Origin of the sequence: Streptomyces milbemycinicus, assembly GCF_002154605.1 — a bacterium.
Classification (GTDB): Bacteria; Actinomycetota; Actinomycetes; order Streptomycetales; family Streptomycetaceae; genus Streptomyces; species Streptomyces milbemycinicus.
Genome location: NZ_MUNE01000278.1, coordinates 1 through 11432 on the forward strand (window position 1 = coordinate 1; position 11432 = coordinate 11432).

Annotated in this window: 10 protein-coding genes; 9 read left to right on the forward strand and 1 reads right to left on the reverse strand. The window is 67.7% G+C overall.

What is annotated here, in order from left to right:
• From CCN51_RS22315 to CCN51_RS22340, 6 genes are all read left to right on the forward strand, one after another.
• On the forward strand, positions 1 to 1545 hold a 1545-nt coding region (locus CCN51_RS22315), incomplete at its 5' end, for a tetratricopeptide repeat protein (RefSeq protein WP_143675871.1).
• A gap of 418 nt (positions 1546 to 1963) precedes the next feature.
• The gene (locus CCN51_RS22320; protein ID WP_106436425.1) at positions 1964 to 2899 is read left to right on the forward strand and encodes a S53 family peptidase; all 936 of its coding nucleotides are present in this window, start codon (positions 1964 to 1966) and stop codon (positions 2897 to 2899) included.
• Positions 2900 to 3227: 328 nt separating this feature from the next.
• Positions 3228 to 3464: a protein kinase family protein gene (locus CCN51_RS56510; protein WP_014178975.1), complete on the forward strand. Its 237-nt coding sequence runs from the start codon at positions 3228 to 3230 to the stop codon at positions 3462 to 3464.
• Positions 3460 to 5532, forward strand: coding sequence for a protein kinase domain-containing protein (locus CCN51_RS22330; RefSeq protein WP_338000820.1), 2073 nt, complete (start codon positions 3460 to 3462; stop codon positions 5530 to 5532). Before CCN51_RS56510 ends, CCN51_RS22330 begins: the two co-directional genes overlap by 5 nt.
• A gap of 71 nt (positions 5533 to 5603) precedes the next feature.
• Entirely contained in the window at positions 5604 to 5873 is a 270-nt protein-coding gene (locus CCN51_RS22335) for a type II toxin-antitoxin system prevent-host-death family antitoxin (RefSeq protein WP_043491257.1), read from the forward strand.
• Positions 5863 to 6321 carry a type II toxin-antitoxin system VapC family toxin gene (locus tag CCN51_RS22340; protein WP_014178972.1) on the forward strand — a complete coding sequence of 153 codons (459 nt, stop codon included), beginning with the start codon at positions 5863 to 5865 and terminating at the stop codon, positions 6319 to 6321. Before CCN51_RS22335 ends, CCN51_RS22340 begins: the two co-directional genes overlap by 11 nt.
• Positions 6322 to 6442: 121 nt before the next feature.
• Here the strand turns inward: CCN51_RS22340 and CCN51_RS22345 are convergent, their stop codons facing one another.
• Entirely contained in the window at positions 6443 to 6874 is a 432-nt protein-coding gene (locus tag CCN51_RS22345) for an ATP-binding protein (RefSeq protein ID WP_014178971.1), read from the reverse strand.
• A gap of 180 nt (positions 6875 to 7054) precedes the next feature.
• Between CCN51_RS22345 and CCN51_RS22350 the strand changes: the two genes are divergently transcribed.
• The 3 genes from CCN51_RS22350 to CCN51_RS22360 all read left to right on the forward strand — a co-directional run bounded on the left by CCN51_RS22350 (position 7055) and on the right by CCN51_RS22360 (position 11387).
• Positions 7055 to 7969 carry a helix-turn-helix domain-containing protein gene (locus CCN51_RS22350; protein WP_014178970.1) on the forward strand — a complete coding sequence of 305 codons (915 nt, stop codon included), beginning with the start codon at positions 7055 to 7057 and terminating at the stop codon, positions 7967 to 7969.
• Positions 7932 to 8060: a DUF397 domain-containing protein gene (locus CCN51_RS57685; protein ID WP_238545682.1), complete on the forward strand. Its 129-nt coding sequence runs from the start codon at positions 7932 to 7934 to the stop codon at positions 8058 to 8060. Before CCN51_RS22350 ends, CCN51_RS57685 begins: the two co-directional genes overlap by 38 nt.
• Before the next feature lie 582 nt (positions 8061 to 8642).
• Positions 8643 to 11387 carry a KGGVGR-motif variant AAA ATPase gene (locus tag CCN51_RS22360; protein ID WP_014178968.1) on the forward strand — a complete coding sequence of 915 codons (2745 nt, stop codon included), beginning with the start codon at positions 8643 to 8645 and terminating at the stop codon, positions 11385 to 11387.
• Positions 11388 to 11432: the final 45 nt, after the last annotated feature.

Here is an 11432-nt window from a genome sequence, read left to right on the forward strand (position 1 = left end):
CTGTGCGACGGGCTGCCGCTGGCGCTGCGTATCGCCGGAACGCGGCTGCAGACCCGCCCCGCCTGGACACTGGCGTACCTGGTGGACCGTATGGCGGGTGACGAGCATCGGCTCGGCGAGCTGAGCGCCGGGGACCGCAGCGTGGAGGCGGCCTTCCGCCTGTCGTACGACCAGCTCACGCCGGAGCAGCAGCGCGGGTTCCGCACCCTGGGCGTGGCGCCGACCGTCGAGTTCGATCTGCTGCTGGCCGCCGCCATGCTGGACCGGCCGTCCCGTGAGGCCGAGCGGACGCTGGAGAGCCTGGTCGATACGAGCCTCCTCCAGCAGCCCCGCCCCGGCCGCTACCGACTGCACGACCTGGTCCGGGCGCATGCCCGCCGGCTCGCGGAGGCCGCCCCCGCCGAAGCCGCCCAAGCCGCCGCAGCGCGCACCGCCGCGCTCCGCCTCTTCCTGGACGCGGGCCGGATCACCAGCGACTGGGGCCCCCGCGGCTTCCCCACCGGGCCGCGGCCCGCCGAAGCGCCGTTCGCGGGCTGGAAGGACGCGGAAGCCTGGCTGGACGCGGCCGGCGCGGAGCTCGCGGACGTCGTCGGCCACGCCGCCGCGCTCGGCGAAGCCGACTACGCCTGCTGGATCGCCGAGGCCCTGACCGACCACTTCCTGGGCCGGGGCCGCTACCACGAATGCCGTACGGCCCTCGAGACCGCGCTCGCGCACGCGGACCGGGCCGGCGACCAGCGGATGGCCCTCGCGCTGCGCAACTGCCTGGGCATCGTCGACGTCTACCAGGGCCGCTACCCGCAGGCGCGCGCCTGGTTCACCGAAGCCCTCGACGTCAGCCGCCGCCGTGCGGACCGCCGCGAAGAGGCCCGTGCGCTGGGCGGACTGGCCGCCGCCGAGCTGAACCTGGGCCGGGCCGACCAGGCGATCCCCCATCTCACCGCGGCAGTGGAGCTGTCCCGCCAACTCGCCGACGACTGGCTGATCTCGATGGGCCTGTGCCTCCTCGGCGCCGTCCACCACCTCCAGGGCCGGAACGAGGAAGCGCTGCTCGCCTTCGACGGCGCCCACACCCACGCCAAGGCGAACGGCAGACCCCGCATGCTCAGCCGAGTCCTTGCCCTCGCCGCCGATGTCCACGTCGGCCTCGGCGACTACGGCGAGGCCACGACCCTGCTCCGCCGGGCGGCCGACCTGGTCGAGCAGGCCGGGGACTCCTTCCTGCACGCCCTCACCCTGGCCCGACTGGGCACGGCGGAGCAGGGCGCGGGAAACCTGAACGACGCCATAGCCCTCCACCACCAGGCGCTCGCCCAGCACCAGGAGCTGGACCCACTCACCGAACCCCACTACGACCGGATCGAGATGGACATCCGCTGCCGCCTGGGCCGCGCGTACGTGGCGGCGGGACGCGTGGGTGAGGCGCGCGAGCAGTTCCGGATGGCGCTCGACGTACCGGGGGCCGCGGCGCATCCGGCGGAGCGGGAACAGGCACTCGCAGGTCTCGACGGTCTCGACGGTCTCGATGAATGCGAGGTCTCTTAGTACTCCCGTCCGCCCCGCCGGCGAGCGATGGCCAAAGCGGTGAGATCGCTGCTCCATTCGAAGCAATTCCGATGCCTGGTCGAATATGCGGATTAGTCCCAAGGCATCAACTGAATTCATGAGACGTATAAACATACTGCGGTTCCTGCTGGGAGCAGTGCCCCTGGTAGCGACCCTCGCCTTGGCCCCTCCCGGTGCGAACGCCCTGGCAGCAAACAGGGCGGCGAAGGCGGTGGCCTCCGAGAACGTCTGCAGCCCCTCGCCGGGTACCGTCACATGTCTGGCCGAGCTGCGGACGGACATTCCGGCGGTCACGAGCTCGTCGCCGGACAGCGACAACCCGCCCGTCCCCGGCTACCACCCTCGCGACATTCAAAGCGCATACCAACTGCCCCGTAACGGCGGCTATGGACGGACAGTGGCGATTGTCAGCGCGTTCGACAATCCCAACGCCGAAAGCGACCTGGCGGTCTATCGCCGCACGTTCCATCTCCCACCGTGCACCACCGCCAATGGCTGCTTCCGGAAGATCAACCAGAACGGCGGCAGCACACCGCCACCACTCACCGATCCCGGTTGGGCGACCGAGACCGCCGTCGACATCGAGGCTGTCAGCGCTGCCTGCCCCCGCTGCAACATCCTGCTCGTCGAGGCAGACACCAACTCCCTCAGCAACATGCTCACGGCGGTGACACAAGCCCGCACCCAGGGCTCGAAGTTCATCTCCATGAGTTGGGGCCTTCCGGAGGACCCCGGACAACTCGCCCTCGACCAGACCTACTTCAACTTCCCCGGCATCGCCTTCGTCGCCGCCGCCGGCAACGGCGGCTTCTCCGGCTTCGTCTATCCCGCGGCTTCCCAGTACGTCACCGCTGCCGGGGGTACCACTCTGGACCGCTCGTTCCGGCCGGTGCCGGGCCCCCAGGCGAAGCGTTCCGGCTGGTACGAGAGCGCCTGGAGCCTTTCCGGCTCCGGCTGCTCCCAGGTCCAGCCCAAGCCGCCGTTCCAGACCGACCCCGACTGCCCCATGCGCACCGTCGCCGACGTCTCCGCGCTCGCTGACCCGGCCACCGGCTTCGCCTTCTACTCCACGTTCAGCTCCCCGGGCTGGAGGGTGATCGGCGGCACCAGTGTGTCCACCGCGCTGATCGCCGCCATGTACGCACTGGCGGGAAACCCGGGCCCATCGGACCGCCCGAACTCCTACCCGTACGCCCACCGCCGGGCGTTCTGGGACATCGACCAGGGATCCACGGGCTCCTGCGGCGGCACCTACCTCTGCACCGCCAAGATCGGGTACGACGGCCCAACCGGCGTCGGCACCCCCCGAGGAGTCCTCGGCCTGCGGCGCTGAGCCGAACCTCCCAGCAGTCCCGTCTCCGGATGACCAACCAGGCCCAGGTCGCCGACCTGGGCCTGTGTCATGAAGTCTGCGGTTCCCGTCGCCGGTACGGAGCGTCCCCGTGGGTCCGGACGACTGTGGCGACCGTATCGTCATCGGCTTCGGACACGAGGTCACACTCGCGTCAGCCGCACCTGACGGACGACGCCTGACGGCTGCCGCCGGATCCACCCTCACCGCACGTCATCTGGCAGACTGCGCTCGACTCGCCACCGCCAACTCGGGGCAGACGTCGCGGACATGGGGCCCGGCGACGACACCGGGGCCGGAAAGGACGCTGATGGACGACTTGCTCCCGGCAGACCCCGACCGGATCGGCCCCTACATCCTGGAGGGGCGGCTCGGCGCCGGTGGCATGGGGCAGGTCTACCTCGGCAGGTCTCCCGGCGGTCGCCACGTCGCCGTCAAAGTGATCCGACCCGAGCACGCCACGAACCCGCAGTTCCGCCGCCGCTTCACCCGGGAGGTCGAGGGCCGCACGGCTCGTCGGCGGATTCCACACCGCACAGGTCATTGATGCCGACCCCGACGCGACCTCGCCATGGCTGGCCACGGCGTACATCCCCGGCCTCTCCCTGCACGAGGTCGTCACCACGGGCGGCCCGCTCACCCCCGACGCCCTGCGCGCCCTGGGAGCCGGGCTCGCCGAAGGACTCGCGGCGATCCACGGGTGTGGTCTGGTACACCGCGATCTGAAGCCCAGCAACGTCATCATGGCGACCGACGGGCCACGCATCATCGACTTCGGCATCGCCCGATCCGCGGACGCCAGCGCGCTGACATCCCTGGGCGTGGTCATCGGCACGTTCGCGTTCATGTCGCCGGAACAGGTACGCGCGGACCAGGCCGGGCCCGCGAGTGATGTGTTCTCGCTCGGCGCGGTCCTAGGCTTCGCCGCCACCGGGCGCGGCCCCTTCGACGCCGAGACCATTCCCGCGATCGTGCACCGGATCATCAGCGAACCGCCTCGGCTCGGAGACCTGTCTGGGGCTCTCCGGGACACCGTCGAGGCGTGTCTGGCCAAGGAGCCGGACGGTCGGCCCGCCATCGCGGACGTCCTGACCAGGCTGGCCCAGGACAGCCAGGACAGCCAGGACAGTCCGGACAGCCAGGACGGCCAGGTCACCGAAGTCGTCGACAGCAGGGTGCCGTTCGCGGCACTCGACACCGAGCCTGCCGTCCAGATGCCGACGGCCGTGCAGGCCGACCCCTCGCGACCCAGCCGCCGGGCGCTCCTGGGCCTGGCCGGAGGCGCGGCCGTCCTGATCGGTGGTGGGGTGATCGCCGCGAAGAGCCTCGGCGGCGGCAGTGACGGCAGTGGCGACGGTGGCAAGGGCACGGGCACGGACTCGACGCCCAAGATCGGCGACGTGGCGGAAGCGCGTCCGCTGTGGCAAAGCAGCGTCCCGAGAATCGACTCACTCATCGCGTACGAGGGCGGCGTCCTGTGGATGGGCAGTCGGCCCGACTCGGACAAGACACCCGAAGCGGTCTGGAGCTTCGACACCGCGGGAAACACGCGCTGGAAGCTGCCCCTTGGGGACCTGACCGTCCTCGTCACGAGAGGGGTCTGCGCCGGTGTGATCCGCGAGGGCATGCTCTACCTCGGCGCCGCGGGCCCGTTCGAGGCCACCAGCGACGTGGACGCACAGGTGGTCGCCGTGGAACTCGCGAGCGGGGACCGTGCATGGTCGGCGGCTGTCGCTCCACCCCCCTTTTACATCGCCTCGACGTCCGGCGGGCGGAACGGAGTCGTCTACGCCACCGGCACCACGGACGTAGCGGGCCCCAGCAAGGTCTGGGCGGTGGACATCGCGTCGCGCCGGAAGATCTGGGAGTACGAGGTCGCCAAGAACGACGGGCTTGGCACCGTGGTCGTGCCGCCGTCCGGAGACCGGGTGTTCCACCTGATGTCCACATACGACAGCGGGCAGGACGCCAGCATCCAGATGCTCAATGCCGGGAAGAAGGGCGCGCCGGGATGGAAGGCGACGCTGCCCGAGGCAACGGGCGATGTCAGCCGACTGCCGAACCTGTGCGCGGTGGGCGGCACCCTCGTCTACGCGGCCGACAGCCTGATCGCCCTCGACCCCGCCACCGGAGACCGGATCTGGACCAAGAAGCAGCCCGCGAAGGGGTACGGAGGCTTCGGCATCCCGGCGGCGAACGAGAACGGCTCGCTGGTCTTCGTCACCACGCAGACCGAGGACGCCGCCGGACGTACGACGTTGACGCTCCACGCGCTCGATCCCCGGTCCGGCGACGAGAAGTGGCGCTCTTCCGTGACCCCTGAAGGCAAGCTCCGCCTGGTAAACCTTCTGGTCGCCGACTCCACCGTCTACGTCCTGGTCGGCCAGCGGATCGCCAGCGACGTGGGCTACTACTACAAGCCGGACGACGACTATCGGTGGCCGTTCATCTGGGCCGTGAACGCGGCGAACGGGAAGTCACGGTGGAGGTACAACCCGTCGGAGACCTTCGAAGCCGCAGCCGGTTTCGGGCGGGTCTACGTTGCCATCGGAGACAGCATCACCGCGCTGTCGGCCACCGCGGCGGCAGGCCGCGCGGGCGAGGCGCGCGAGTAGTTCCGGATGGCGCTCGACGTGCCGATGGCACCCTGTAGCACCAGATGGCACGGACGGCTATCGTGGGCGATATGAGTGGACAGCCTGAAATCACCCAACGCGATCTGCGCACCAGATCCAAAGAGATCATGGACGCTGTCCAGGACGGCCAGGCCTTCACCGTCACGCGGGACGGGCACCGCATCGGTGAGCTGGTCCCACTGCGGCGCCGCAGGCGGTTCGTCCCGCGCGGCGAGTTCGCGGCCATGTCCCGCACCGCTCCCGACATCTCGTTGGACGCCTTCCGCGCCGACCAGGACGCCACCACCGAGCAGGAGCCGGACGACCCCTATGCCCGTTGAGTACGCGCAGGGACTTCTCGACACCAACATCATGATCCTGCGCAAATGGCTGAATCCCGACGAGCTCCCTGCCGAGGTGGCGATCAGCGCCATCACCCTGGCAGAGCTCTCCGCAGGTCCCCACGAGGTCCGCCGGAACGAGGAGCAGGACGACTACGACGAGCACGCCGAGCGCGCCCGGCGCATGGATGTGCTCCAGCGCGCCGAGAACGAATTCGACCCCATCCCCTTCGACGCGGAAGCGGCCCGCATCTATGGTCGAATCTGCGCGGCGGTGATCAGCGCCGGCCGCAAACCACGGCGCAGGATCGCCGACTTGATGATCGCCGCAGTCGCCATCGCCGAAGACCTCCCTCTTTTCACCACCAACCCAGACGACTTCAAGGGGTTGGACGGCCTGCTCACCGTCGTTCCCGTCACCCGGCCGCGAGTCCTGCACGACCGCTGACGGAGTGCCGCAGATAGCGACACGGAGGGCGGACGTGTGGTGGCCGACGGTTCCCGTCGAGCCTCCCGCGCAGTGGGTGGCGTCGGTGGTGGTAGCCCCCATCGCGGTGGCCGCGAACCGGTCAGTCGCACGGCCCGGCCGCCACCTCCGCCCAGACCGTCTTCCCCACCGGGGCACGAGGAGCCACCCCCCAGCGCGTGGCCAACAGCTCCACGAGCAGCAGCCCGCGCCCCGTCTCGTCCTCGGCCGACGGGTTCGGCGGCCTGACCGGGAGCCGGCCCTCACGGGCGTCCGAGACCTCGATGCGGATGGTGCGCGTCGGCACTTCGACGGTGATGCGGAGCCGGAAGTCCCGCCCGGGCACGCGCCCGTGGCGTACGGCATTGGAGGCGAGCTCCGCCACCAGCAGCGCCACGGTGCAGGACGTGTCCGAGGCGGGCGGAAACCCCCACTCCCTCATGCGCCGCACGGCGAAGCGTCGTGCGAGCCGCGCCCCACGCGGTGTCGAGGGGAGCCGCACGCCTTCGTCCGGGAGGGTGTTCGCCTTCAGCACGGTTGTTGTCCATTTCTGTCCATCGCTCTTTCGTACGATTCGCAGCGTGTGCGCATCGTGACGTTCCGTACTCAAGGGTCGCCCGGCGGGACTACGCTCAAAAGGCCGTAACGCATTACCTCTCATCCCGTAAGGAACGGAAGTGATGTTTTGGCCAAAGGTATTGATCCCCAGTCGTCCATGGCGGCGCTGTTCGGTTCGCAAGTGCGCAGACTGCGGCTGGCCGCCGGGCTGACCCAGGCCGAGCTGGGCGCGAAGGCGCATGTGGTCGGCTCCCGGATCGCTCAAATCGAGCGGGCCTTGGGAGCGAAACCGACCTTCGAGCTGACGCAGGTGCTCGACACGATCCTCGGGGCGGACAACCTGCTGATCGACATGTGGCCGTACGTGTACCGCGAGGCGTTCCCGGACTGGTCGCGGGCGTTCATGGCGTACTCGGAACGGGCGGTGTCGATCAGGGAGTACGCGGCGCATGTGGTGCCTGGCCTGTTACAGACGGAGGACTACGCGAGGGCCGTCCTGAGCGTTGGCCTGTCGCTCACGGGAGAGGAGCATTTGAAGGAGCGGGTCGCCGCCCGTCTCGGTCGACAAAAGCGGCTCACGTCCCCCGACCGCCCCGACTTGTGGGTCGTCCTGGACGAGTCGGTGCTGAGACGCCCAGTGGGCGGCGCGGCCGTCATGCGGGCGCAGTTGGCCCGGCTGCTGGAGGCAGCGGAGCAGCGCCACATCACCGTGCAAGTGCTGCCGTTCGAGCAGGGCGAGCACGACGTGATGGGCGGTTCGATGACCGTGCTGACGTTGCCGGACGGCTCGGACGTGACCTACACCGAAGGCGCCCATTACGGCCAACTCATCGAAGAACCAAGCGAAGTCAGGCGCTTTGCGGTGACCTACGATCGGCTGCGGGCAGTATCTCTGCCCCCATACATGTCTCTCGACATGATCCGATCCGTGATGGAGGGCAACCACCGTGGAGCGAGTGTCCCGTCCCGATCTGAACGGCGCCGCCTGGCGCAAAAGCAGCTACAGCAATCAGGAGGGTGGCAACTGCGTGGAGGTGGCCGACGGGATCCCCGGCGTCATACCAGTCCGTGACAGCAAAAACCCCCAAGGCCCGGCGCTGCTCTTCCCCGCAACTTCCTGGACGGCCTTCATAGCCAGACTGAAGACCGGCCACCGTCCCTGAGCCCGCCGGGAGCCGGTCGTAGTCAGCCATAACCAGCGTTCCCGCCCCGCCGGATCCTCATACGCGGGGATCCGGCGGGCCACACGGTGCGGCTCCGGCGCGACTCTCAGAAGTCGGCTTGAAATGAAAGGATGACATTATGGTGCTTCACGTGGGACCCAAGGCACTCCGCCGGAGACGGGTTGAACTTCAGGGATCGGCAGAATCGGTAGAAGCGCGTGGAGAGCTCATCGATTTAGCGACCGTTGGCCTCTTATTATTCTATTCCGCGGAGTGTGGCTTAAAAGAACGACTCCTCATACGACGGGGGCTGCGCGGCACTGAGACCTTGGAGCCCACCCACGACCTTCGCAGGCTGGCCAAGGCCCTTAACCTTCCCCGAGCATTAGGCGCACGTCTCGACAGAATCCAGAGCTGCCGTCTGCATGGCCCGCCACACGGGTCCGTCGCTTTGGCTGATTTACATCAGGCATGGCGCTATGGTGCGAAGCTTGACGTGACTGATGAGAAAGAAGCCCAGGAAGCCCTCCGTGCGCTGATCAAGTGGTGCGAGCGGGATTAAGGCTAGGAGACTGAGAAGCCGTGGCTGGATTGACTGATCTGGAAGGGCTGACGCCGCCAGAGCACTTGTTCACCTGGGTAGACGTCGATGAGCACCTGGCACTCCTGGCCGCTGCGGGCCAGTGGCCCGAGTGGCTTCGCGCGGCGGACGGGTGGTGGGATGGTCTGGAGCTCGTTGTCTCCAGCGGTACGGACAGCGAGAAGGCGAAACGGTGGCTGGACGAGGCATTCGGGACAGGGTCGACTGAATGGCACGACGGCACACTCATGCTCCGGCTCGACGACCCGCGAACGGCCGAATTCACAGGCATGCCCGTCATCCTCAGCCTTGATTCGGAGAACACGAGCCAACCGCGCCGCCTTCCGCTGTTGCGCGAGAAACACATCACTGCGCACTTGGCACATCCCCTGGAGCGCCCCGCCGACGTATCCTTTTCCGCCGATGTGCAATTAGTGGCGTTCCATTCGTTCAAGGGCGGGGTCGGGCGCACCGTGCACGCGGTCGCCATGGCCGATGCTATTGCTCGTCGAGGCGGCAACGTCCTGCTGGTCGACGCTGATCTTGAGGCCCCGGGAATCACTTGGATGCACAAGGCCCAGGGAGGACAGCTCGACTTCTGTTATGAGGACCTGCTCGCCCTGCTTCAGGGGTCCGAGGACGGGAGCTGGTCCGCAGCTGTGGACATCGCCGCTGCGTACCTGCCGAACCAACAAGTCGGACGATTCACGAGCGGGGGGCGGGTGACCGTGCTCCCCACGAGCAGAAGGCCACAGCTGGGCCCGCCGCGCATCGAACCGGCCGATTTGCTCACACCTGGACGCCCGGCCTATTTCCTGACCGAGGCACTCGCAGCGCTTGGTGCCCGTGCGGGTGCGGATACTGTCGTGGTGGATCTGCGGGCTGGGGCCTCCGAATTGTCGGCCCCCATCTTGCTCGACCCTCGGGTACAGCGTGTCTTCGTCACCACCCTCAGCCACCAGTCCCTCGCGGGCACCGAGGCTCTGTTGAAGCAACTGGGACAGCGAGCGCCGGCACTGCAGGGGACCGATCCGGCAAGTTCCGTGATCATCACGCAGTACCGGCAGGATGTGCACGAGACTCAAGCCCAAGATGCTCGCAATCAGTTGCGGAGCGCCGTGCTCTCATCGCTGAAACAGCCGAACACTACGGCAGACACGGACTCCGATGAAACTGGCGAAGTAGATTCCGACGTCCTGTCGCAACCTCTGCTCAGTCCTTTCCGGGAAGAATTACTGGCCCTCCCGTCCGCCTGGGACGCCGTGCTGCGGATGCTGGAAAGCTGCAATGTGGCCGATGCGCTGGAACCGATCGTGCCCACCCCCGTCGCCCGGACGCTGCCCGGTGCGGCCGGGCAGCAGGCGCATGTCGAGTACACAATGCTGCGTCAACGCCTCGCGGACACCGCGCAGCCGCTCATCTATGCCGAGCGCGCAGGTATGTCCTCGGCCAGCGGCTTCCTTGTGACCGACCCACTGCGCCGGCTGTTGGGCGACCATCGTACGGAGGCCCCGCTGGCCCTTGTCGTAGGCGCTAAAGGGGCCGGCAAGACCTTCCTTTATGCAAAGGCGTGCGCTGCGCAGTCATGGAGCAGGTTCGCCGAGCAGTCAGGCATCAAGGAGGTTCGGCGGGCCCTTCCCGTCGTACCCGTCCTGGAGTCTGACAACCTGGATGACGGCGGTCTGACAACTCAGGATCTCAGGGATGCCTTCGCCGCCGACCACGGCGGGGAATCGGGCATTGCCGGAACATCTCAAGAGATCAAGGACCGCCTGAAAAGGGGTCTTTCGAATCTAGCCTCCCAAGACGACCTCGGATGGCGACAGTTGTGGCTGGAATGCCTGGCCATCGCGGCAGGGGTCCCTCCGACAGACCCAGGCGATGCGGAAGTCGCGCTTACGGAACTTGGTAAGCGGACGCGAGCGGTATTCGTCATGGATGGCCTAGAGGACCTGCTGCAATCTCTCGACAGCGAGGCCAAACGCACGGCGCTGCGGGTGCTCTTGATCGACGTGCTCGCCTGGCTGCGATCGTTGCGCGGGCGCCCCTTCGGACTCGTCGTCTTCGTGCGCCGCGACCTGGTAAAGCGGGCAGTCAGCCAGAACAGTGAACAGCTCCTTGCCCGCTACGAACCCTACGCGCTGCGCTGGGACAAGGAGCAAGCACTTCGTCTCGCGTTGTGGGTGACCGCCCACGCCGACGCCCTGCCCACAGCCATCGAAGAGTCCGAGATCGCCGAGCTGCCCTACGACTCCCTCGTGGAATCCCTCATCCAGGTGTGGGGGAGGAAGATGGGAACGGAGAAGTCCAGGGAGGCACGCTCCCATCTGTGGGTGCCGGCCGCCCTCGGGGACTTCAGGGACCAGGTGCAAGCCAGGGACGTCGTGGTGTTCCTGGCCGAGGCAGCACGTCAATCCATCTCCCAGACACAATGGGAAGACCGCGTGCTTGTACCCACTGCCATGCGCAAGGCACTGCTCGCGTGCAGCACTATCAAAATTGACGCGATTCAGGCCGAAAGCCAGGAGATTGGTGTCCTGTTGAGCCGACTCCAGCAGGTACGCGATCCCGTAACCGTGCCCTTCTGGCTGGAAGAAGTAGGGCTCGAAGTACGAGACGCGGACGCTCTCGTGGACTCCGGTGTCTTCGCACGAGGCAACGACGGCCGCTATTGGGTAGCCGAGATCTACCGGCACGGTCTGCGGTTCGGCAGCGAGCGGAGGGCGAAGGTGCTATGGCGAAGGTGAGGCTGTTCGGCGCCGCCTGGCGCAAAAGCAGCTACAGCAATCAGG

Bases quoted from the DNA above. Each gene is read 5' to 3' on its own strand.
- CCN51_RS56510 (WP_014178975.1), top strand. From the start codon at position 3,228: ATGGACGACTTGCTCCCGGCAGACCCCGACCGGATCGGCCCCTACATC.
- CCN51_RS22335 (WP_043491257.1), top strand. From the start codon at position 5,604: ATGAGTGGACAGCCTGAAATCACCCAACGCGATCTGCGCACCAGATCC.
- CCN51_RS22340 (WP_014178972.1), top strand. From the start codon at position 5,863: ATGCCCGTTGAGTACGCGCAGGGACTTCTCGACACCAACATCATGATC.
- CCN51_RS22350 (WP_014178970.1), top strand. From the start codon at position 7,055: ATGGCGGCGCTGTTCGGTTCGCAAGTGCGCAGACTGCGGCTGGCCGCC.